20 protein-coding genes and 1 riboswitch are annotated in these 23,252 nt (G+C 59.9%); of the genes, 5 read left to right on the forward strand and 15 right to left on the reverse strand.

Going from position 1 to position 23,252, the window contains the following annotated elements; all coding sequences use genetic code 11:
* Nucleotides 1-132: 132 nt before the first annotated feature.
* Nucleotides 133-1,050: a homoserine O-acetyltransferase MetA gene (gene metA, locus H7C19_RS03175; protein WP_185141131.1), complete on the reverse strand. Its 918-nt coding sequence runs from the start codon at nt 1,048-1,050 to the stop codon at nt 133-135.
* An 89-nt stretch (nt 1,051-1,139) separates the two neighbouring features.
* Nucleotides 1,140-1,254: riboswitch (SAM riboswitch) on the reverse strand.
* A gap of 419 nt (nt 1,255-1,673) precedes the next feature.
* Here metA and corA point away from each other — a divergent pair.
* Nucleotides 1,674-2,609, forward strand: coding sequence for a magnesium/cobalt transporter CorA (gene corA / locus H7C19_RS03180; RefSeq protein ID WP_185141132.1), 936 nt, complete (start codon nt 1,674-1,676; stop codon nt 2,607-2,609).
* A 111-nt stretch (nt 2,610-2,720) separates the two neighbouring features.
* On the opposite strand, the gene H7C19_RS03185 is transcribed toward corA, so the two are convergent.
* Complete coding sequence (locus tag H7C19_RS03185; protein WP_185141133.1) at nt 2,721-3,722, reverse strand: HRDC domain-containing protein; 1,002 nt, start codon at nt 3,720-3,722, stop codon at nt 2,721-2,723.
* A gap of 356 nt (nt 3,723-4,078) precedes the next feature.
* Between H7C19_RS03185 and H7C19_RS03190 the strand changes: the two genes are divergently transcribed.
* The 3 genes from H7C19_RS03190 to H7C19_RS03200 all read left to right on the forward strand — a co-directional run bounded on the left by H7C19_RS03190 (nt 4,079) and on the right by H7C19_RS03200 (nt 5,848).
* Complete coding sequence (locus H7C19_RS03190) at nt 4,079-5,173, forward strand: nitric oxide synthase oxygenase (protein ID WP_246469282.1); 1,095 nt, start codon at nt 4,079-4,081, stop codon at nt 5,171-5,173.
* Between the two features lie 41 nt (nt 5,174-5,214).
* Entirely contained in the window at nt 5,215-5,511 is a 297-nt protein-coding gene (locus H7C19_RS03195; protein WP_185141135.1) for a DUF3055 domain-containing protein, read from the forward strand.
* Between the two features lie 64 nt (nt 5,512-5,575).
* A complete protein-coding gene (locus tag H7C19_RS03200) occupies nt 5,576-5,848 on the forward strand; it encodes a hypothetical protein (RefSeq protein ID WP_185141136.1) in 273 nt (90 codons plus the stop codon).
* Between the two features lie 65 nt (nt 5,849-5,913).
* Here the strand turns inward: H7C19_RS03200 and H7C19_RS03205 are convergent, their stop codons facing one another.
* The 13 genes from H7C19_RS03205 to H7C19_RS03265 form a co-directional block, all read right to left on the reverse strand.
* Complete coding sequence (locus H7C19_RS03205; protein WP_185141137.1) at nt 5,914-7,338, reverse strand: phosphodiester glycosidase family protein; 1,425 nt, start codon at nt 7,336-7,338, stop codon at nt 5,914-5,916.
* Nucleotides 7,339-7,515: 177 nt separating this feature from the next.
* The gene (locus H7C19_RS03210; RefSeq protein ID WP_185141138.1) at nt 7,516-8,376 is read right to left on the reverse strand and encodes a 5'-3' exonuclease; all 861 of its coding nucleotides are present in this window, start codon (nt 8,374-8,376) and stop codon (nt 7,516-7,518) included.
* 222 nt (nt 8,377-8,598) lie between these two features.
* Nucleotides 8,599-9,240: a ThuA domain-containing protein gene (locus H7C19_RS03215; RefSeq protein ID WP_185141139.1), complete on the reverse strand. Its 642-nt coding sequence runs from the start codon at nt 9,238-9,240 to the stop codon at nt 8,599-8,601.
* Nucleotides 9,241-9,329: 89 nt separating this feature from the next.
* The gene (locus H7C19_RS03220) at nt 9,330-10,907 is read right to left on the reverse strand and encodes a response regulator (RefSeq protein ID WP_185141140.1); all 1,578 of its coding nucleotides are present in this window, start codon (nt 10,905-10,907) and stop codon (nt 9,330-9,332) included.
* Nucleotides 10,885-12,765 carry a cache domain-containing sensor histidine kinase gene (locus H7C19_RS03225; RefSeq protein ID WP_246469283.1) on the reverse strand — a complete coding sequence of 627 codons (1,881 nt, stop codon included), beginning with the start codon at nt 12,763-12,765 and terminating at the stop codon, nt 10,885-10,887. Before H7C19_RS03225 ends, H7C19_RS03220 begins: the two co-directional genes overlap by 23 nt.
* 102 nt (nt 12,766-12,867) lie before the next feature.
* Nucleotides 12,868-14,457 (reverse strand): extracellular solute-binding protein, encoded by a 1,590-nt coding sequence (locus H7C19_RS03230; RefSeq protein ID WP_185141263.1) that lies wholly within the window; start codon nt 14,455-14,457, stop codon nt 12,868-12,870.
* Nucleotides 14,458-14,577: 120 nt separating this feature from the next.
* Nucleotides 14,578-15,459 carry a carbohydrate ABC transporter permease gene (locus H7C19_RS03235; protein ID WP_246469284.1) on the reverse strand — a complete coding sequence of 294 codons (882 nt, stop codon included), beginning with the start codon at nt 15,457-15,459 and terminating at the stop codon, nt 14,578-14,580.
* Between the two features lie 13 nt (nt 15,460-15,472).
* Complete coding sequence (locus H7C19_RS03240) at nt 15,473-16,369, reverse strand: ABC transporter permease (protein ID WP_246469290.1); 897 nt, start codon at nt 16,367-16,369, stop codon at nt 15,473-15,475.
* A 163-nt stretch (nt 16,370-16,532) separates the two neighbouring features.
* A complete protein-coding gene (locus tag H7C19_RS03245; RefSeq protein ID WP_313731311.1) occupies nt 16,533-18,722 on the reverse strand; it encodes a glycoside hydrolase family 3 N-terminal domain-containing protein in 2,190 nt (729 codons plus the stop codon).
* 252 nt (nt 18,723-18,974) lie between these two features.
* Nucleotides 18,975-19,127 carry an ROK family protein gene (locus tag H7C19_RS03250; RefSeq protein WP_185141143.1) on the reverse strand — a complete coding sequence of 51 codons (153 nt, stop codon included), beginning with the start codon at nt 19,125-19,127 and terminating at the stop codon, nt 18,975-18,977.
* A gap of 462 nt (nt 19,128-19,589) precedes the next feature.
* Nucleotides 19,590-20,786 carry an aminotransferase class I/II-fold pyridoxal phosphate-dependent enzyme gene (locus tag H7C19_RS03255; protein WP_185141144.1) on the reverse strand — a complete coding sequence of 399 codons (1,197 nt, stop codon included), beginning with the start codon at nt 20,784-20,786 and terminating at the stop codon, nt 19,590-19,592.
* A 42-nt stretch (nt 20,787-20,828) separates the two neighbouring features.
* Nucleotides 20,829-21,839 carry a site-2 protease family protein gene (locus H7C19_RS03260; protein WP_185141265.1) on the reverse strand — a complete coding sequence of 337 codons (1,011 nt, stop codon included), beginning with the start codon at nt 21,837-21,839 and terminating at the stop codon, nt 20,829-20,831.
* A 394-nt stretch (nt 21,840-22,233) separates the two neighbouring features.
* Complete coding sequence (locus H7C19_RS03265) at nt 22,234-22,602, reverse strand: arsenate reductase family protein (RefSeq protein WP_185141145.1); 369 nt, start codon at nt 22,600-22,602, stop codon at nt 22,234-22,236.
* A gap of 89 nt (nt 22,603-22,691) precedes the next feature.
* Between H7C19_RS03265 and H7C19_RS03270 the strand changes: the two genes are divergently transcribed.
* Complete coding sequence (locus H7C19_RS03270) at nt 22,692-23,207, forward strand: hypothetical protein (RefSeq protein WP_185141146.1); 516 nt, start codon at nt 22,692-22,694, stop codon at nt 23,205-23,207.
* The last annotated feature ends 45 nt before the right edge of the window (nt 23,208-23,252 follow it).

Genomic DNA, 23,252 nt, shown 5'->3' on the forward strand with positions numbered 1-23,252 from the left:
GGAAAAAGGGTTTCGAAAGGCGGGCGTTGCACTCCTCCGGGGAAATGCGCACTCCCTAGCGCCTCTTTTCATCAGGGAGAGAAAAAAATCATACTACGCCTATTGATGCAATGCCTAACGCATCGTCCTTGGTCAGATGCCCGCGCCGAGGTCGAACGGGGTTTCCTGGTACACGTAGTAGTTCAGCCAGTTGGAGTAGAGCAGGTTCGCATGCGCGCGCCAGGTGGACAGCGGGAACTTCGTCGGATCGTCGTTCGGGTAATAATTTTTCGGTACGTCGATGCGCAGCCCCTTCGCCTTGTCGCGGTCATACTCCCACTTCAGCGTGTTCGGGTCGTACTCCGAATGCCCGGTGACAAAGATCTGCCGTCCGCTTCGGGTAGCCGCGATATAGACGCCCGCTTCCTCGGATCCGGACCAGATCTCCAGTTCCGGCACCTTCTCGATATCCTCGTGGCGCACTTCGGTATGGCGGGATTGCGGAACGTAGAACATCTCGTCGAACCCGCGCAGCAGCTTCACGTTGCGCTTCTCGACCGTGTGCGGGAACACGCCGAACAGCTTGCTGTCCAGGTCGTGCTTCGGCACGCCGAAGTGATGGTACAACCCCGCCTGCGCCGCCCAACAGATATGGAAGGTGGAGGTCACGTAACGCGCGCTCCAATCCATGATGTCCTTCAGCTCTTCCCAGTAATTCACTTCTTCGAACGACAGCTGTTCGACGGGCGCGCCGGTGATGATCATGCCGTCGTACCGCTGATGGGCGATCTCGTCGAACGTCTTGTAGAAGCTCTCCAAATGTTCGGCGGACGTGTTCTTCGACGTGTGCGTCTTCGGATGCAGCAGCACGACCTCCACTTGCAGCGGCGTGTTGCCGATGAGCCGCAGCAGCTGCGTCTCCGTCGTTTCTTTGGTGGGCATTAAATTCAAGATCGCAATTCGCAGCGGCCGAATATCTTGACGGTAGGCGGTACTCTCATCCATCACGAAGATGTTCTCGCCCGCGAGTATTTCCTTGGCCGGCAGGTTGTCTGGCACTTTGATCGGCATAGCCGTACCCCTCCTTGAAAATCGAGTTGGAACGTCAAAAAAGACCCACTTTGAGAAAGGGGTCGTCGTCGAAACCGTCGCGATCGCCTCTCTCATCTCCCGAAACGTCGCATAAACGTTCTCGCAAGAATTAGCACCGTGCGTCATGCGACGCCGGTTGCCGGGCTTCATCGGGCTAGTCCCTCCGCCTGCTCTTGATAAGATGGCAAAACCTATTCAGTTAATCGTGGGTTAAACTACACCTAATGTACCCGAAAACCATTCGTCCGTCAAGCGTCATCCGCCGTCTGAATTTGTCCTTGAAAGGGATTCGGCGGAGGATTATACTTATCACGGATTGCCCGCGGCGCACGGCCCGGCGACCATGATTAGCGAATTGCGAAAGGGAACGAAAGGGGGGAGCCGCCATGGAAGGAGATACACCTGGGCCAAGTTGTACGTACGCGAATGAATCCGCAGGTCCGACGTCCTTAAGCGAAGATCCAGACATGCCCGGCTCCGCCGCGTAGGTCTCTTCGATTACGGAATGACGCCCTGCATCTACGTACGGCTTGTCCGCGCGCGGCGAGAAGTCGCGACGCGTGCGAAGCCCGTGACGCCTGCATGCAAAGGAGCGAATTTCCATGAAAATCCGACTCGTCCAAAACGGCGTATTCACAGCCGTCGACGATATTAGCGAAACCCAAATTCCGCCGACAGACGGCTTCTATTGGATCGATGCGGACGTCGACGATCTCGTCGTCCTGCAGCCGCTGTTCGGCATCCACGATCTGGCCGTCGAAGACTGCTTGACCGAAGAAGAGCAGCGCCCGAAGCTCGAAGTGTACGAAAGCCATTATTTCCTAGTCATCAACAGCATCCGGTTCGACGACGAAGAGATCTTCCTGCGGGCGCTGAACATCTTCCTCGGCCGCCATTATCTCATCACGGTCACCCGCCAGAAGATCAACGAACTGCGCGCCATCAAGCCGGTTCTGTGGGAGCAAGAAGTCAATACGGCCGACCGGCTCATGTACCATCTGGTCGACCTCGTGGTCGACAACTACTTCCTCGTCGGCGACCGCATCGAAGCGCGCATCGAGCAGCTCGAGGAAAACATCCTCATGAATACCAAGAAAACGCATCTGAACGAGATCATCAGCCTCCGAAGCGAGATCCTCTGGCTCAAAAAGGTGCTCGGCCCGCAGCGCGACGTCATCGCCATTCTGAACAAGAAAGACCTCCGGCTGATCGACGACCAGCTGCAGAAGTACTTCGTGGACATCCACGAGAACGCGGTCAAGATCTATGAAACGTTCGAGACTTACCGGGACCTGATGGCGAACTTGCGCGAAGCCTACCAGTCCAGCGTCGCCAACCGGGCGAACGAGATCATGCGCGTGTTCACCGCCCTGACGACGATCTTCATGCCCTTGACGTTCATCACCGGGGTCTACGGGATGAACTTCGACTACATCCCGGGCATGCACGACAGCTACGGCTCCGTCATCCTCCTCATCATCATGGTCGGCCTCGGCTTCGGCATGTTCTACTTCTTCCGCAAGAAAGATTGGCTGTAGGCGAGCCATGAAGATACGAATACGGGAAGGACCTCCGATCGCCCCCCGAAGGGACGCCGCGGAGGTCCTTCCGACGTTAGCGGGCGCGCGCCGGCCGCCGCCAGGCCTCGGTCAGACGGCGACCTGCCGGTCGCGGCGGAACCGGATGCGGACGATGCGGAGTTTCTCGAACTGCCGCTCGATCTCGCCCTCCTCCGCTTCGGCCGTCCCGTACACGCGCTTCTGGAGCGGCTTCAGATAACGGTCGCCCAACTCGCCCATCGCGCGGATCGCGCCGTCCCGCTCCGCCTCGGGAATCTCCGACAGCTCCAGCTCCACCAGGGGCAGCACGTCGTAGCCTTCCTCGTCCAGCCGCTCGACCTTCTCCAGGAGCGTCCGCCGCGGGCATTGCAGCTCTTCCGCCAGCTCCGACAGCGAGCGCCCTTGGCGGATGCCCGCGAGCAGCTTGCGCTTGTCCTGCACGAGCGACAGGCTCTTGCCGTAGCGCTCCTCCTTCTGGCGGAACGTCCAATCGGCGAACGCCTCGGCGGATACCGCTTCGGCGACCCAGTCGAGCGGGTAGGCGTGGCTCCGCTCATAACCGGACAGCAGCGCCACGATGTCGGCGCCGTATCGCTCGGTCTTCAGCTTGCCGAAGCCGGGCACCTGCTGGAGCTCCGCGAGCGTCTGCGGCACGTACACCGCGAGCATCTGCAATTCGCGATTCGTCGCGATCATGTAGGCCGCGCGCTTCTCCTCGGCCGCCTTCGCGCGCCGCCAGAGACGCAGCGGAACGAGCAGCTCCTCGGCTCCCTCCCGGCCGTCCGCGTAGCATTGGAGCAGCGCCTGCAGCTGCGGCCGCCGCTCCCAGAACGGCGTATCCTCCAGCATGCCGTCGAGCAGCGGACGGAACCCTTCGCGCATCCGCTTGGCGACGCCGTGGCGGAACGCGGTCAGCAGTTCCTCCCAGCTTGTCCCCTCGTACCACAGCTCCTGGCCGGGCTCGCCCTGCGCCGGCAGCGCGTGCCATCCGGCCGACCAGTTCCCTTGCTCTTCGCCGATGAACACCTGTCCCCGTTCGTCCTCGGCAACCCCCGTCTCCCGCTCGAAACGGTTCAAAAATACGATCTGCATGCTGCTTCCTCCTCCATCGGAATGTGATACGCGCGGTCCGGTGCCGGGCAAGGCGACGGGCCGCGACTTGTTCGGCGGGGCCATGGCGGCGATGAGGCGCGCGAGATAGACAAAAAGGAAGCACCTCTCCGCACATGGCGGCGAGGTGCTTCCTCATCCGTTCAACCTGAACATCTTCAGATTACCAAACGATCTCATTTTTGACAAGCGCCTTCCCCCATATTTGTCACATGATCGTCTTTTGCACCCATTCCGGGTGTTATGATAAGGTAAGTTCAATAAGGATGACCGGCAGGGGCTCCGGCTTTTGTCCGGCGGAAGGAAGAACGACAGCGATGAAAGTCACGGATCCATCAATGCCTGCGGCCTTGGACGGCTTGCGCCAAGAAGCGGAGAGCTTCATACGGGCCTGCAGCCGGGAACGCGGCCTCTCGGATGCCGAAGCGGAACGCCGCTGGGCGGAAGTCCGCGGGCAGATCGAAGCGACGGGCACCTACGCGCATACCTTCGAAGAGCTGGAGCACGGCGCCCGCATGGCGTGGCGGAACGCGAACCGCTGCATCGGCCGGCTGTTCTGGAACCGGCTGCACGTCTTCGATGCGCGCGCGGCGGATACCGAAGAGAAGGTATTCGAAGCGTTGACGCGGCATATCGCGTTCGCGACGAACGGCGGGGAGATCCGTCCCTCGATCACGATCTTCAGGCCGGCGCAGGACGGCGGCGAACAGGTGCGGATCTGGAACCACCAGCTGCTGCGGTACGCCGGCTATGAAGGGGAGACGGGCGTCGTCGGCGATCCGGCTTCGGTTGCCTTCACGCAAGCGTGCAGGTCTCTCGGTTGGCAGGGAGACGGCACGCCCTTCGACCTGCTGCCGCTCGTCGTCCAGGTCCGGGGCGGCGCGCCCCGCTGGTTCCCGCTGCCGGAAGGCTTGGCGCTCGAGGTTCCGCTGGCGCATCCCGAGATCGACTTGTTCCAGGGCTTCGATACGAAATGGTATGCGGTGCCGATCATCTCGGACATGGGACTCGAGATCGGCGGCATCTCCTACTCGGCGGCGCCGTTTAACGGCTGGTACATGGGGACGGAGATCGGCGCCCGCAACTTGTCGGACGAGTCCCGCTACAATCTCCTTCCGCTCATCGCGAGGAATCTCGGTCTCGACACGAGCTCGAACGCCTCGCTCTGGAAGGACCGGGCGCTGGTCGAGCTCAATGTCGCCGTGCTCCATTCGTTCAAGCGGGACGGCGTGAGCATCGTCGACCATCATACGGCGGCCCAGCAGTTCGGGACCTTCCAACGCAACGAGGCCCGCGAGGGGCGCGAGGCGACCGGGCGGTGGTCGTGGCTCATCCCGCCGCTGTCTCCCGCGACGACGGACATTTTCCACAGCCGGTTCGAGGACCGCGAGCTGTCGCCGAAGTACTTTTATCAACGACCGGCTTATCTGTAACCGCGATTAAGGCGTCATCGGCTATCAAGGAGGAGAAAAGGATGCAATTGAAGGACTTCGACTTTCTGTCGGACAGCACCGAGCAGACGTCGACCCGATATGTCACGTTCGTCACGCCGGGACTCGCGCGCTTCGACCTGGTCATCCTGACGACGAACCGGTTCTACGGCAAGAAGCTCGTCATCGATATGCAATCCGGCCGCAGCGGCGTGCTGGCGTACGACGACTTGGAGGAGGAAGGCGTGCTCGAATCCGTCTTCAAGCTGAACGAGGAAGAGGCGTCCGAGCTCGCGCAGTTCCTGGCGCTGGTGCTCGGCGAGGTTCACTTCACGGATTGACGCGCATGGGACGCGCGCCATCGGAGATACTATGGCCACATCGTGTCCGAAGGAGGCCCATCCCATGCCCCGATTCCTCTCCGAACGCCGACAGCCGGTCGGCGATCTGTCTACCGTCGAGTCGCAGCGCAACGATCTCGCGCCGGAAGAATTCCCCGAAGGTCCTTACGGCGCGGACATCGACAGCCCGAGCCTGGGCAAGGTCACGCCCTGGCGGGCGGATCAGCACTTTCAGAGCAGCTTCGACTACGAGAACAAGGAGCTGCACGAAGGCATGTCGCGCGGCTATCCCGGCGACGATCCGCTGCCGGACGGCAGCGCCGGCACGACCGACTGAAGACGAGCAAGCCCCGAAGCGCGATCGCGCTTCGGGGCTTGCTCGTTCCATGCCGCCGCGGACGACTACGGCCGGAAAGCCAGCGATTGTCCGAACAGCAGCGCGTTGCTGATCTCCCTGCCGGGAGCCGTGCGCAGCTTGCCGGACGCGTAGAGGCCCGAAGAGGCGCCGCCGTCCAGGTTCATGCCCTGCATGGCGCCGAGCTGGAGCAGGATGCCGCCCAGCTGCGAGATCGTGGCCGTCGTCGCGACGACGACGATGCTGCCGTCCTTGCGAATGCCGATGCCGCTGCGGGCCGCCGCCGACGTCAGAATCTTCTCCTCGGTGAACCCTTCCGCCTTGGCGTCGATCGCGAGCTTGCCGTCCTTCACCAACCGGGGACCTGCCCCGACCGCCGTCGCGATATCGCTCCAATCGATCGGCTGTCCGTCCGCGTTCGTATACGAGATCTCGTAGCGGACCCGGCCGCCCTTGGCGAATCGGGCCGCTTGCGCCTGCTCGCCGCCCGTATAGACGAGCACGTAGCCGTCCTTCGGAATGGCGACGTTCTCCCCCTTCGCGACCCGCTCCACCTCGCCGCCGCGGACGACGACGGCCGTGCCGCGCGCGAAGCCGATCCGGCCGCCCCGCTTCGGCGTGAAGAGGATCGCCGCGTTCGCCCCGTCCGCCGGGGTCCGGTTGACGAAGTACGCGTACCAGCCGCTTGCCCTGCCCGTCGCCGCATCCGTCACCGTCCCGCCGATCCGGACGCGCAGCGAATCCATCTTCGCCGTCCCGTCCGCGGCGAATCCGATTGCCGTGCCCGTATTGCCCACGTGAGCGATCTCGCCGTCGGCGATGACCGTCCCCCACGGCTCGGGCACGCCGCCGTAGGCCTCGAAGAACGTCCCGTTCACCGCCGCGTCCGCGTGGCGCCGCTTCGCGAGGGACGCCAGCGCCTCGGTCCCGCCGATCGCGTCCCGTCCCAGCCCGACGTCCGTCCGGACGCCCTTCGGGATGTAGACGGCCTGCACCGCGAAGGAACGTCCGCCGACCTTGACGGATCGGCTCTCCGCCCGCGGCGCGAGCGACGGCTTGGGCTTCGCGGCTGCGCCGATCCGCACGGGAACGCGGCAGACGTCCGGCGCTCCGGTACCTTCGGCGTCCGCATCCGTTCCTGCCGGCGGCGCCGGCCGGCGAATCTCGAGCGTCGCCGTCCCTTGCGCCAGCGGAACCAGCATCCCGCCCATCGTCACGCGCGCGGATTTGCCTTCGGCGATCCGGTAATCGTATTCCGTCCCGGAGGCCAGGCCGAGACGCTTCCGGACGTCCGCTCTCTCTCCCAAAGCCAGCGCCAACGGACCGGCCGGGCATGTTTGCACGGCGGCGGACGCGCTTGCCGAAGCCGCCTCCTCCGCGTGTATGCCGGCTGGCGTCACGGCCATGCCGACGGCCAGCATGCCGAGGAGGAACGGGATAGACTTGCCTTTCTTGTTGCAGCGATTCCGCATGATAGTAGATAGGACTCCTTTACGTATCGGTATTTTTCTTTTTTCGGCCGATTTCTCTTGAATCTTTAGACGCAACGACAACAAAGACCCTTCCGTCGGTCTTTGGCTGACCGTAGGAAGAGTCCTTTGGGTTGGATATGAGCTAGAAGGATAGAGTAGGCCTAGATTGCGCGGTCGCTAGCTAATCAATTTCAGCAGAGAACCGAGACGGTATTGATCGAAGACCGGCTTGACGGAATCGACCGGCAGCGCCCAGAGGCATTCCTCGAGATTGCATTCGATAGGGACATCGTCATGGATGCGGGCCAGCGTCCTCGACAGGTGCAGCATCTCCAGATCGTTCTCGATCTTGGACTTGATATTCTGGGAGAGCGAATCCAGGTTCTCCAGAATGCCGTCGATGGATTCGAATTCCAGCAGCAGCTTAAGCGCCGTCTTCTCGCCGATGCCTTTGACGCCGGGATAGTTGTCGCTCGTATCTCCCGTCAGCCCTTTCATTTCGACGACTTGATGCGGGAGGATCCCTTTTTCCGTTTTTAAGTAGACCAGATCGTAGACCGCGTAATTGGAACGGCCTTTTTTCATGATGACGACATGAATGCGATCCGAGACGAGCTGCAGCATATCCTGATCGCCCGTCAGCACGAATACGTGGCCATCCGCGCAAAGCCTGCGCGACAAGCTGCCGATGCAGTCGTCCGCCTCGTAGCCCTCGATTCCGATATTCGGAATGCCCATCGCGGCTACGATCTCCTTGACCAGCGAGAACTGGGGGATGAGCTCCATGGGCGCTTCGGGCCGGTTCGCCTTGTAGCCGACGTAGAGGTCCGTCCGGAAAGTCTTGCTCCCCATATCCCAACAGCAGATGACATGGGAGGGTTCAAACGTATTGATCGCGTCGAACAGATACTGCGTGAATCCGTAGATCGCGTTGGTCGGCGTTCCGTCCGCCGTCCGCCGAAAATCGTAATTCTGCGCAAAGTAGGCTCTGAAGAGCAGGGCCATGCCGTCGACGATCAGTATTTTTTTATCGTTCATGCTTTACCGTCCTAATAATATGGAATAATTTCACCCTAATTCATCCGATTAGGGAAGTTAGGAATAAATTTATCATATCGAACAAAAGCGGACGAAGCAATCACTTCGCGATTCTGCAAGAAAATACCACTTACGGACAATCCTTATTCGGATAAAAATAAAAGCTGCCGATAGGGCAGCTTTTCCAACAACCAAAAGCACGTTCAACGAACCGACGAATCCTTACCGGCTCTCCGTCGCCCATTTCGCGGCATTTTGCAGGAGCCGGATCATCTGGGGATCGCCGAGCGCCTCCGTCGTATGTCCGGGCGTCATGCCGACCACCCGTCCTTTGCCGACGTTGTGCGCCCAGGCGCCCACGGCCGTAACCGCTTCGGAGGTGCTCAGCATCAGCATGTCGGTGCGGGCGATGTCGATCTGGCAGTAATAATGCTCGTCCATGGCCGTAAAGCCGGAGATGCCGTTCAATACGGGATGGGAGACGTTGCGGATCGGCACGTTGTCGACGGGCACGTGATTGTGCGAATGGCCGATGAACCGCCCCGAATTCAATTCGGTATAGTAGGGACTGTCCGCCTCGATCAGGACCAGTCCGGCATGCACGAACAGGATGCCCATCCCGTCCTTCACTTTATCTACGATCCGCTGCTGCTCCGCATAAGCAATATCCGCTTCGCCGTCCGGACGGCCGACGGTGAGCAGCACCGTCAGATCGATCGGTTCCTGCGACTCCAGCACGTCTCGGAGCCGGTCCGTCGAGACGACGTTCCACCCGGCCCGGTCGAACGCCTTATCGATCTGCGGATCGATCACTTCTTTGGGATGATACATATCGTCTCGGATGACGTACACCGTTTTGGCCACGCGGGCTCCCCCTTATCGCTTGTCGTTCTATCCAGTCCTATACTAATGCCCGCCGGACGATCGGGTAACGTTCGAGATTTCGGTTCGGGTTACATTTTTTCGGGTACGGACTCGCGTCGTCCCAGATTGCGGTATTCCACCGGAGAGATGCCCTCCATCTCCTTGAAGACCCGGTGGAAATGCTTGGCGTTCTCGAATCCGATCCGCTCGCCGATCTCGTATACCTTGAACTCGCTGTTTTTCAGCAGTTCCTTCGCTTTGCCGATCCGAATCTTCTTGAGGTACGAGACGAAGCTCTCCCCCGTATATTGCTTGAACGCCTGACTGAAGTAGGAATAGTTCATGGATACGTGATTCGAGACGATGGCCATGTTGAGATCCTTGTTGTAATTGTCGTGTATGTATTCGATGGCGCTTCTCATATCCCGGTGATCGATATGGACGGCCTTCATCGTCACGATATAGTCGTTCAATTGATCCAGCAGGCGCTCCAGCGTATGGAAATAGGCTTGATAGCTCGGGAAGCTGTAGACGTCGGCGATCCGCTTGTACAGCTTCAGGATATCGACCGATTCTTCTCCGTAGACGTTGAAGACATGATCGAACACCATCTCGTTGAACGCTCGGCTTAGCCGTTCGAGATAGGCGATATCGTAACGAATGACCTTGCCGATCTCCATGATCTCCGTCACCAACTGCATCCGTTCCTTGCGCCGGTCCGTGCCCAGCATGTTCGCGACTCTTTGGACCGCTTCGAGCGGCACGACGAAGTCTTTGCTCTTGCGCGCGACCTGCTCGTATTCGATACTGACCGGCTCGGCATGGAAGAACGTATATTTAAAGGCTTTCTCCGCTTGGCGGTAGGCTTCTTGAACCTCCTCCAGCCCGCCGGTCCATGCGCCGATCCCCATCTTGGCCTGGATTCGCTCGTGTCCGTTTAAGATGCGGGACAAGGCGGGCAGCGCTTCGTTCGAATCGGCGAAGACGACCAGCCGCATCTCTTTGTCGTAGAAGCAGAACGTGCCTTCGGAGCGGCCGCCGCCCAGCTTGCGCAGCAGCGTCTCGACTTGCTGGAGAAAGTCTTCGCGGTCGTCCGAATGCTCCGCCGCGACCGACTTCAACAAGGCAATCTGATAGCCGGCGTCGTAGCGTTCCATATGCAGCTTGCGAATCCGTTCGCCGACTTCCCGCTTGTCCGTGGCGGAATCGAGGAAAATCAAGTTGAGCGCGTTGGCGCGGTGCTCTTTGGCTTGCTCCGTGAAGGCCGACATCCATTGCGACATCTTCTGCCTGCCCTCCAGCTCCGCCTCCAGCCGCCGGAGCGCCCGGAACAGCTCTTCGCGGACGATCGGCTTCAGCAAGTATTCCTTCACGTTGCACCGGATCGCTTCTTTGGCATACCGGAAATCTTCATAACCGCTTAGAATGATCGTCTCCGGTCTGATTTCCTTCCCCTGAAGACGGTTAATCAGTTCGATCCCGTCCATCTCGGGCATGCGGATGTCCGTAATCATCAGATCGAAGCGGTCCGAATCGAGCTGCGCGAGCGCTTCCGCGCCGTTCCCCGCAAACCGCATGTCGTAGGTACGCGGAAACTCTCTTTCAATCATGGCCTTCAGGCCTAACCGGATGTTGTTCTCGTCGTCAATGATCAAAAGCTTGCGCATGCTCCCCTTGGCCTCCGGTCCATATCAATTTGGGCAGTCGCATCACGACTTTCGTATATTCGCCTGGCACGCTCTCCAACTGAATGCCATATTCGATGCCATAGTGCATTTGAATCCGCTGGTTGACGTTTCGCAATCCGATGCCTTTGTCCGCAGCCGCCGGGTCCAGCCGGATCTTCTCGTTGATCGACCGAACGAGCTCCGGGGCCATGCCCGGTCCGTTGTCCTTCAGCTCGATGACCGTCGTACGATCGTTCGCATAGGCTTCGATCGTGATGAGCAGGCCCGATGCTTGGGCGAGGCCGGACGACGTCAGCCCGTGAATGACCGCATTCTCGACGATGGGCTGCAGCGACATCTTCAGAATATCCTGCTCATGAAACTCGGGCGGGATCAAGCAAGCCAGCCGAATGCGATCCTCGTAGCGAACGTTCATGATGGCGATATAATTTTTGATATGGTTGATCTCGTCCTTGAAACGCACGAAGTTGCCGGACCAGTGCAGGTTGTACCGCATCATCCCGCCCAGCGAGGTCAGGCTGTCCGCGATCTTGTACTGCGCTTCGACCTCGGCCATCATTTTCAGATTTTCCAGCGTATTGTACAGGAAGTGCGAATTGATTTGGTTTTTGAGCGCCTTCAGCTCCGCTTCCTTGGTTGCCGCTTGCTTGTTGACCGCGTCCGCGATGAGCCCGTTGATCTTGCCCATCATCATCTTGAAGTGGTGCGCCAGCTCCCCGACCTCGCCGCCCCCGCGAATATCGATCTGGACCTGGAAGTCTCCCTTTCGCACCCTTTTCATCGAATCCCGCAGCAGATGGAACTTTTTGAGAATGAATTTGTTCGCCCAGAACGTCAGCAGCGATAAGATGGCGATCAGCGTCATGCTTAAGAGAATCAACATATTCCGGGTCTTGTTGATCTTGCCGAACGATTCTTCCAAGGAGACGACGTTCAGCAAGTAGACGTCGAGGTGGTCCAGCTTGCGGAACATGCCGATATAGGAGATGCCGTTGTCCTTGAACGAAAAATAGCCCTTAGGGTCGTCCAGATGCCGTTCGAATTGCCCCTGCAGCGCCGGCAGCGAGACCGTGCCGAAGAAGGAAACGTCCTTGTTGTAGATCAACTTGGACGATGATCGGTCCAACAGCAGCACGTGAGACCGGTCGTCCTGCAGTTGGCCGAACGCTTTGGGGAAGAAGTTCTCCAGCAGCATATCGACTTGGATAAGGCCCAGGTGCGAACCGTTCGGATAGCCGATCTCCCGCAGCAGCGAGATTTTGCCGACCGGAACGCTCACCGGGTTAAGCGTGCGCCGCATGACGTCCTTGTCCTGCGAATCGAACGCCCACACCTCCTTGCCCCGCTGCCGGAGCACCTCCCGATGCCACGGCTCTTCGGCGATCCGCGATTCGTCCAGGAAGATCGGCCAGATCTCCTTGACGTTGGCATTGCTCGTGTAGAGGCGGACATGGGCGATATTCGGGTTGTTGAACTGCAGGCGCAGCAAGTTGGGCACGACGTTCGTCGAGAAGTCGATGAGCGCTTCCGTGTCCGGCTCATGGCCGGCGTACAAGTACGAAGTGACGTTGCGGTCCGACACGGCCAGCTGACCGGTCCGCTCCATCATTTCGATGTTGTTTTGCATGTTTTTGTTTTCCATCTCGAGCATGTATTCGTTCGCTTTGAGGATGTCCTGGTTCGTGGTCTTGTAGAATTCGTTAAAGATGTAAATAGCGAACACGATGATCGGAATCAAGATAATCAGAATATAGGAAGCGAACAGTCTCGTTTGAAGGTTCATATGGCCGAAAGCAAAGGCGAATCTCGCCCATTGTCTCCGTAAACGTCTGATCAAGGGGGGCTCCTCCAAACGATGCAATAAGCAAGCATCTCATCCGTCCCGAATGGATGGACAAAAACCCAGGGGGACCTGGGTTCTTGTGCCTGTCTTGCCGGATTATACTTTGCCGAGTTTTTTCACGTTTTCCTCGTATTTCGCCTGCTCGTAGGCTCTGACTTTATCATAACCCAAATCTTCGCGGTCTTTGACGAATTTTTCATAGACTTTGTCGAAGTCGGCGTCGCTCTTGGACAGCAGCAGCTTCGGCAGCACCTTGCCCCACAGCTGTTGGATATTCGTCCAGGCGATCCCTTCGGGCGACGTGCCGGCCGGCGTCAGCTGGGTGAACGCCGAGAAGTTGTACGTCTTGCCCTTGGACCATTCGCCGGTCGTCAGGTACGGCTCTTTGGTCGGCGGCGCCCAGTTCAGCCACAGATTCGTGTCCATCAGCATCCAGTACGAGTAGGAAGCGCCATACTTTCCATCGGTGCTCTTCAGATAAGTCTGCGTGAATTGGTCCTTGCCGTCGATCGTGTCGTAGGTGACGCCCTTCTCGCCGAGGCACAGGTCCTTCTGTCCTTCCTCGCTGATCATGTAACTCATGAATTCGATCGCCCGCTTCTTGTCCTTCACGTCTTTGGAGATCAGGGTGAAGGTCCAGCCGGAGATGCCGGGGCCGGAGAGCGTGGGTTGGTCCAGCTTCGTATTCGCGGGGCCGTCGATCGGAATGTAGATCTGATCGGGATTCTTCTTGTAGATCGCGCTGTTCTGCGTGCCGATGTCCGAGACTTGATACAGCATCGAGAAGTAGCGGCCTTGCGCGGTCTTCTCTTCCACTTGCGGACGCTTGTCGATGAAGATGTCCTTCGCGAGCAGCCCCATCTCGTTCGCTTGGCGGAACGTCTTCAGCCAACGGACGTATTCGGGGTCCGTCGTGCGGTCGTACAGCTTGCCGTCCTTCTCCTGCGGGATGGCCAGGAAGTTCTGCAGGAAATCTTCGAGCGAATAGTTGCCATGGTCGCTGAATTCATGGAAGTTGAGCGGGATGAGCGGCTGGCCGTTCACTTCGGGGAACTTTTCCTTGGCCGCCTTGAGGGCGTTCAGGAAGCCTTCCGGCGTCCGCATATCCGGCTTGCCGAGCGCTTCGTACATGTCCTTGCGCACCAGGAACGATTGGTTCGACGTGTACTGTACCCCGTACTTCTTGAAGTCGTTCGGCGACGAGGACGAGTTCGGATAGCCGTAGAAGCTGCCGTCGGGCTGCGTGAACCAGTTGACCTTGTCCGGGTCCGTGACCTTGAAGAGATAAGGATCGTATTGGTCGGCCAATTCGTTCCAAGGCAGCACCATCTTGCCTTCGATCATCTTCTTGATCGCGTCGTCGTTCACGTCCAGCGTGATGAAGTCGGGCAGCTTGCCGGAAGCGATCATCGTATTCAGCTTCTCGCTCTCGTTGCCGGCCGGGACGATGAGATTGAGATTGACCCCCGTTTTTTTGGTGATATATTTGGAGGTATTGTCTTCGCCCCACTTGTTGGTGAACCATGAGAAGTTCATGTACCAATCGAAGGTGATCGGCGACGTGTCCGACTTCCATCCCGGCACGTCCGGGTCCAGCTTGACCGCGGAAGCCTCCGGCGCCTTGGCCGTCTCCGACGGCGCTTGGGCGGACTTGTCGGCGGAACAGGCGATCAGACCGGACGTCATGCTGAGTAGCAGTGCTGCTGTGAGCCCCTTGCGCAGTTTGCTCAATTGGAATACCCCTCTCGTCTTTGCGTATAGATGCAACTTGTTGGGTCAACAAAGTTTGTAACCCGGATTCGCGCTTCAGCCTTTGATCGAACCGATCATGAAGCCTTTGACGAAGTACTTCTGGAGGAACGGGTACGCGATCACGATCGGCACCGTCGTCACGACCATCGTCGCCAGTTTGACGGATTGCGAGGTCACCTTGCGAACGATATTCTCCGGCACGGCAGCGGCGATCTGATTCGATCCCGACAAGGCTACGATCCGGTAGAGGAACGTCTGAATCGGCTGCAGGTCGGCGTTGTTCGTGAAGATGACGGCCGTGAAATAATCGTTCCATTGATACACGCCGTGAAAGAGGGCGATCGTCGCGACGACCGGCATCGACACCGGCAGGACGATGCGGTAGAAGATCTTCAGATCGTTCGCGCCGTCGATCTTGGCGGCCTCCTCCATCCCTTCGGGAATCTCCCGGAAGAACGCGAGAAAGATAATGAGATCGAAAAAGCTGAACATGGCCGGAATGATGTACACCCAGAAGCTGTCGAGCAGCCCCAGATCCCGAATCAACAGATAATAAGGAATGAGCCCCCCGCCAAAAAACAACGTGACCGTCCCCATGTACATGTAGAGCGTTCTTCCGATCAATTCCTTCCGGGAGACCGCATAAGCCACCATCGCCGTGAACAGGACGTGAAGCGCCGTTCCGATGACCGTCTTGGATACCGTGACGCCCATGGCCTTCATCAGACCGCCGTTCCGGAAGACGGCGACATAGTTGTCCAGGCTGAACGCGCGGGGGTACCAATAGATTCCCCCTCGCATCGCGTCCTGACCTTCGTTGAACGAGTTGACTACCACATACCAGATCGGGTAGATCGTGAGGAAGCAGATCGCTAGCATGACCAGCACGTTGCTCCAGTCGAAGATCATCTCTCCGGTCGTTCGATTCCCTCGCATTCGGATCATCCTTTTACAATAATGAAGTATTGTTCAGCTTCTTGGTGACCGCATTCGCGGTGAGCAGCAGAATAAACGCAATGAGCGATTTGAACAATCCGACTGCGGTCGAATACGAGTAGCGGCCTTGGGCGATCCCCACCTGGTACACGTAAGTATCGATGACGTTGCTCGCGCTCTCGTTCAACTGGTTTTTCAAGATGAACACCTGATCGAAATTGGAATTCAGGATGCCGCTGACGGCGAGGATGAACAAGATCGTCACCGTCCCCTTGATCATGGGGAGCGTGACCAGGAACATCTTCTGGAACCGGCTGGCGCCGTCGATCGTCGCCGCTTCGTACAATTCGGGCGAGACGCTGGAGATGGCCGCCAGATAGATGATCGCGGACCAGCCCAGCTCCTTCCAGATATCCGAGCTGACGACGATGGTCCAGAAGTAGGCCGGCTCGGCCAAGTAGCTGATCGGCTCTTGGATCCAATGCAGCGCCAGGAGGAGGTGGTTGACGATGCCCACGTCCGCGAGCCAGGTGGTCAAGATGCCGCCCAGGATGACCCACGACAGAAAGTGAGGCAAATAGGAGATCGTCTGCACCGCTTTCTTGAAGCGGGAAGAACGCAGCTCGTTCAGGAAGAGGGCGAACAGGATCGGCAGCGGGAAGCCGATGATCAACTTCAGCATGCTCATGCCCAGCGTATTCTTCAGGACGTAGAGCAGGCTGTCGTCGGTCAGAAAGGTCTTGAAATGCCGGAAGCCTGCCCAGGGCGCGGCGGCGATGGATTGGACGATGTTGAAATCCTTGAACGCGATGATGATGCCGTACATGGGGATGTAGTTGAATACGATCATCCAAGCGACGCCCAGCAGCGCCATCATCTGCAGGTATCGCTGGCCGATGAGCCGCCTCATGAAGGTCCTCGCCTTGGCCCTGCTTCCGGGCCGGTCGGCGGACAGCGCCGGCGCTCTCGTTTGTGCTTCCATGTTCAATCCTCCAGGGTCGTTTTAAGCGCTTCCTTATCATCAGTATAAGACGGCCCCGGCGTGCGGTTAAGGCTTCAGATTTCGTTTGAAGTCACAATATTTCGGGTTGTCCGGCGGGCGACGATTCGGCCTGGTACGCGCCTACGGAGGCAGGCAGCCTGCCGGTTGCGGGGATCTCCCCCGTCAGCACGCGCGCGAGCGAGCGTATAGCGAGCGGTTTGTTCTCGTAGCAAGCCAGGTAGGTCTTAACCTGGGGGAAGGAAGCCAAATCGTAGGGAATCCTCAGCGATGCGACGATGAGATCCGTGCCGCTTCGCTCCGCGAGCGCGCGCACCAGCCGCCGCTGTCCCTCCGAGAACCCGGCGTTGTAGGTCGCGACCACGATCTGGGCATAGCCTTGACTGCCCGCCAGTACGCTCGCGATTTGCTCATCGCTCGGCTCGACGTCGATCACTTGCTCCTTCACCTCCGTCAGCCGTTGCGACAGCACGCGGCCCAGCGTCGTCTCCTGCCCCGCCGGCTCGGCGGTCTCGGACACCGGACGCATGTCCGGCCAGACCACGTAGGTCCCGGCGTCGGGCCGCAGCGGGAACCGCCCCTCGCGCTTGACGAGCGTCACGCTGCGTTCGCTAAGCGACTTCGCGACGGCGAGGGAAGCTTCCGTAGCGACGACGTCATGCAGATCCGGCTTGGCCGCCGCGTCCGGCTGCCGGAACAGCCCGCGTCTCTCCTTCACGCGCAGCAGCCGCTCGACGGAGGCGTCGATGCGGGCCTCGCTGATCCGCCCGCTCCGAACCGCGGCGATGACCGCTTCGATCCCCTCGATCTGAAGTTCGATGCGATGGCTGATCAGCACGAGATCGGCGCCCGCCTCTACCGCCATGACGGCCCCTTCGCCGACGCCGACGCCTTTCCAGATCGCGTTCATCTCCAGGCAGTCGGTCGTGATGAGGCCTTCGAATCCCAGTTCTTCTCTGAGCAAGCCGGTGAGGATGCGAGGCGACAGGGTCGCCGGTATGCTCCGGTCTTCGTAGGCGGGAAAGACGACGTGCGCCGTCATGATCGCATCGACGCCGACCGCGATGGCCGCCTTGAACGGCATTAGCTCGACTTCGTGCAGACGTTGCCGGTCATGCGCGACGAGCGGCAGCGCCTGATGAGAGTCGACGTTCGTGTCGCCGTGTCCGGGAAAATGCTTGACCGTAGCCGTGACGCCGGCGTCCCGATAACCGCGTACGGCGGCGGCGCCCATGCGCGCGACCAGATCGGGAGACTCGCCGTAGGAGCGAACGCCGATGACCGGATTGTCCGGATTGTTGTTCACGTCCAGGCATGGGGCGAAGTCCATGTTGATGCCCATGGCCCGCAGCTCCCGGCCCGCGATGAGGGCGGCCCGGTAGACGCCGTCCGTATCGCGGGTCGCGCCGAGCGCCATATTGCCCGGCATCAGGGTGACGCCTCGCTCGATCCCCGCCACCATCCCGCCTTCCTGATCGATGGAGACGAGCAGCGGCACCTCGGAGGCTTGCTGGAGCGCCGCGGACAAGGCCGCCGCTTGCGCCGGATCGCGGACGTTGCGGCGGAAGTAATTGACGCCGCCGATGCCGTATTCGCGAATCAACCGGAGAATCGGTTCATTGGGAACCGTATCCGAAAATCCGCACATGAACAGCTGGCCGACTTTTTGTTCCAAGCGCATGTTTTTTGCTAGATGATGAGTCATGGGGACAAGCCCTCCTCGTATTTGCGGCTTACCGGTCTTGAATGAATTCGATCGTCTCCCCGCCCGGCGCTTCGACGAAGCAGAAGCGCATCCGGGCAATCTCCCCGGAGCGGGCGGGAATGTCGGCGTCCAACGGCTGACCCAGGCGCCTGGCGCCCGCCGCCTCGGCGCGCAGCAGCGAAGCGGCGATATCGTCCTCATCGATACCGCGGGAAATCGGCCGATCACGGCATGCTCCGGCCGCATGCCGTCCGGGATGCGGACGACATCCTGGACCGACACCCGGTTGAACGCGCGATGGGGTGCGAGCGCGAGCACGAGATCGCCCCGCGCAAGTCCGTCCACCGCATCTCCGATCTTCAGCACTTCCATGACGGCGGCATACCCGGTGTCCACCGGGTACGAGGTTCCTCCGAAGTAATCCATATACGCGCCCCGCTCCGAGCCGGAGGAGATGAGCGAGACGACGGTTCGGCCGATCACCTCTTGCGAGGACGGCGGACGGGAATCCCACGCGCAAGCCTCCAAGGACGCTTGCTGCTTCTGCACGAATTGCACGGCCTTAATTGTGAGCGATATTCATCGCCAGCGCCGCCTCCTATCCAAAGGAATCTAGAATCGTATGTTTCTATGCGGCTGCGATCGCGATAAACCTCGATGGCGATGCGGTTGAAGTCCCGCCAATCCGATTGCCGGATGTCTCTACGAAGATCTGCGTTCATGTCCCTCCCTCTCCTCTCCCGCCTGCCGCTTGCCATCCCGCCAACGCCGCGCCGACAAGTCCGGCCCCGGTCGTCGTCTGCTTCGTCGTCACGAGCGGGCGGAGGATACGAAGCGCATCGTCTTCGGGTTCAGATACGATCGAATGCGCTCGACGAAGTTGGCGCTGCCCGCCACGCCGCCGCCCAGCACGATCGTATCCGGATCGCTGACGCGCACGAGGTTCATGATCGCGGCGGCCATCGCTTACGCCGCATCCTCGCTTACTTTTCCGCAGGGATACCGCGTCCCCAATCCGCCTGTCTAGGGCGGTTCTAACCAAGGTTAGCAAACGCCAAAAACAGCTTCAATCTCATAATTTCGGCTTTGGTATCATTATTTCGTTCCGAGGGCTCCCGCCGCGAAAGGGCCATTTCTGAGATTCTAGAAGAGCGGAGTTTCGTTGTTGTCGAGGGATCAAGCAGAGGAGGCGGAGGCAGTTGGTGCAGAGGCAGTTGGTGCAGAGACAGTTGGCGGAGAGGCAGGTGGCGGAAAAGGCAGGTGGCGGAGAGGCAGGTGGCGGAGAGGCTCAGGCGGGGATATACGGCGTGAACGTTGGCAGAGCGCGCTCTGCACGCAAAGAAAGAGGACGGCTGGGCCGTCCTCGGTGAACCTGTCGAATTGCGGTCTGCTAGGGAATAGGAGGCGTCTCCGCTGGCCCGCGTCCTACCGTTCCGACACCGGTTCGTGATGCCGCAGGAATTGTCCGATCCGCCGCGCGGCCTCGCGCAGGCGATCTTCCTCTTCGACCATCGCGAACCGCACATACCCTTCTCCGAGCGCGCCGAATGCGTTGCCGGGAATGACGGCCACGCCCGTATTCGACAACATTGCCCGGGAAATTTGTCGCGAAGACCATCCCGGCGGCACGGGCGCCCATGCGAACATGGTCCCCCTCGGAGGAGAAACGACCCAGCCCTCCGCGCCTAGGGCGCCGATGAACGCGTCTCTCCGGCCCTCGTAGATCGCCGATACGGGATGCGGATCGCGCATATCGAGATCCAGCGCCGCGACCGCCGCTTCCTGGACCGCCAGGAACACGCCGAAGTCGATGTTGTTCTTCAGCGCCCTGAGCGCGTCCAGCACCTGCGGGTTCCCGACGGCGAAGCCGATGCGTCCGCCCGCCAAGTGAAACGACTTGGACAGCGAATGGAACTCGATCGCCACCTCCGCAGCCCCCGGCACCTGCAGGACGCTCGGCGGGCGGAAGCCGTCGAACGCCATCTCGCTGTAGGCATTGTCATGCACCAGCAGGACGCCCCGGCGCCGCGCGACGTCGACCGCCCGCTCGAAGAAAGCCAAGTCGGCGACCGCGGTCACCGGATTGCTCGGATAGCTCAGCAGCATGAACTTCGCTTTGTCCCAGACTGCGTCGGGGATGGCATCGAAGTCCGGCAAGTAATCGTTGTCCGCGAGCAGCGGCAAAGGGATCGTCTCCACGCCCGCGACGGCCAGCCCGGCTTGATAGACCGGATACCCCGGATCGGGCAGCATGGCGCAATCGCCGGGATCCGTCACCGCGAGCGCGAGATGGGCCAGCCCGTCTTGGGTGCCCATGAGCGAGAGAATCTCCCGTGCCGGGTCGAGTTCGACGCCGAAGCGATGCTCGAACCATTCGGCGGCCTTGCGCCGGAACCGGTCGCTGCCTTCCGTGCCGGGATACCGGTACATGTCCGGCTTCAGGCTCGCTTCGGCGAGCGCCTCGCGAATCCGCTCGAGCGGCGGCCGGTCGGGACTGCCGATATCGAGCGCGATGACGTCCTTTCCTTGACGTCGTGCCTCCGCCTTCCATTCCGATACCTCGGCGAAAATCGCGGACCCCAGTCGGCCCAGCCGCCGCGAGCGCCACTTCTCATTCGTCATGTGCAGATCTTCCTTCCATTCGTCATGCGGTCGGCCGAGTCGTTAGCGAGGCGTTTGCGTCCATCCGGCCTCTTGGATGATCCACATCATCGTCAGGAGTCCGAGCGCCAATCCGCCGTAGAGCAAGCCGATCCGCCACTTGGCGCGCTTCGGCACCTCGTAGTAATTCTCGGGCTCGTAGACGACCGCTTCGACGCGCACTTTGAGCGTAACCTTCTGATCCGCATCCGGCCCTTCCACCTGATAAGCGTATACGCGCTTAATGATGCAGGCCTGATCGATCGGCAGCTCGCCCTTGAACGACATCGCTTCCCACCAGAACTCGACGACGTGTTGGCCGTCCAGGCGGCAGTACACCGTATAGGGGAGCTCTCTCAGATGCTGCGAGCCTTTGTAATACCAATCGGGCAAGTTCGGATCCGCCGTCGCTTGGTAGACGCCTTCCGCCATGTGCGGCGGCCCTTCTTTATCCTTGTGCTTGAACTTGCGGTACGCCTGCCACAGGAACCATACCCAGATGAGCAGGAACAGGAAGCTCTTCGTGTACCAGATGACGAGCGGACCCAAGACGGCGCCCGCGACCCACAACCAGCGGCTGAGCGCCGCAGCGATCCGGCCGCCGTCGAGCGGATGGATCGGCAGCAAGTTCAACAGGTTGATGAAAAAGCCGACGTAGGCGAGAATGTGCCAGATCTCGCTCCCCGTCCACTCCCCGATGCCGTAGCAGAACAGCGCTCCCAGCGAGCCGAGGAGCGGGCCGCCCAGCGCGATGTCGGCTTCGGTCGCCGCATCCTTCGGATTGCGCTTCATCAACACCATCGCGCCGAAGAAAGGAATGAAGAACGGCGCGGAGATCGGCAGGCCCTTGCGGCGCGCCGCCCAGACGTGGCCAAGCTCGTGCACGAAGATCAGGGCGACGAGGCCGATCGCGAACGTCCACGGATAGAGCAACGCGTAAGCGCCGACGCTCACCGCCATGGAGATCAGCGGCTTGCCGAACTTGAGCAGCAGGAGCAGCGCCGCCTTGCCCTTGGACACCAGGAACAGCAGCACCGCGCCGAAAGCCCAAGACGATTTGCGGCCGTTGGGAGGCCGCCGCGACGGCGGTGGGTCAGACGGCGGTGGGTCAGACGGCGTTTGGTTAGACGGCGTTTGTTCAGACGGCGACTGATCCAAATGCTGCTGCGACAGTTGCGAGTGAGGGCGATACGTTTCCGGTTGTTGCTGAGACAGATGCTGATCTAGAAGAAGCGTTTCCGGCTGATGCTCAAGCAGTTGCTGGTCCGACTGACGCGATTCCGGTTGCTGCTCCGTCAGTTGCGGTTCCGACTGATCGTGCGATTGATGCCGAGACCGTTGCTGATCCTGCTGTTGCTGCTGCCCTTGCTGATTGGGTTGCTGCTGGTCCGGCCGTTTGTCCGGTTGCTGCTGATGCCTCTGCTGCTCCTCAGCGGTCGGCATAGACGCGCTCCAACTCCTCTTCGCGGAATCCTACGGTCGCGGCGTGGCCGTCCGATACGACGGGACGTTTAATCAACATCCCGTTCGATGCGAGCAGCGCCATCTTCTCCTCGTCCGACAGCTTGGTCATTTGGTCCTTCAACCCGAGCGAGCGATACGCGTCGCCGGAAGTGTTGAACCACTTGTTGATCGGCAGCCCGCTCGCCGGAATCAGTCGGCGCAACTCTTCGACGGTCGGCGGATGGTCCTTGATATGGCGCAGATCCAGTTCGTGCCCCTGCGCTTGAAGCTGCTTGACCGCGGCACGGCAGGTGTCGCAAGTCGGATATTGGAAGACGGTAAGTGTGCGTGCCATGCTTAGGTAGGCCTCCTTATTCAAAACGCGTTGCAGTTCCCTAACCTGCGGTAATGGGATTCCGTTCGCGCTTGGTCGGTTGCTCGACGTTGCAGTTGCGCAACCGCTCGTCTATTATTACGTCGCTCGATGCCGTGAGTCAAAGTCACAACATGAGAAGAACGATTAAAAATGAAGCGGATTTTCCGCCTTATTTGATTCTTCTCACCATCGCGAGGCCGTTAAAAGCGGATTTTCCGCCTTATTTGGCCCTTCTCACCACCGCGAGGCCATTTAAAGCGGTTTTTCCGCCTTATTTGGCCCTTCTCACCACCGCGAGGCCGCGTAAAGCGGTTTTTCCACCTTATTTCGCCCTTCTCACCACCGCGAGGCCATTTAAAGCGGTTTTTCCGCCTTATTCGTTGCATCTCACCATCGCGAGGCCATTTAAAGCGGTTTTTCCGCCTTATTTGGCCCTTCTCACCACCACGAGGCCATTTAAAGCGGTTTTTCCGCCTTATTCAGCTTGTCTTGCCCTGCAAGGATGCCCATTTATGCTCTGCCCAAGCCTGAGAACCCTCGCCCGGTTACTGCGCTTCTCCGTCCCCTCGCCTGGCGCCCCTTAGGTCACGATCGCCCCTTAGGTCACGATCGCCCCTTAGGTCACGATC

Source organism: Cohnella nanjingensis (genome assembly GCF_014212125.1).
Taxonomy (GTDB): Bacteria; Bacillota; Bacilli; order Paenibacillales; family Paenibacillaceae; genus Cohnella; species Cohnella nanjingensis.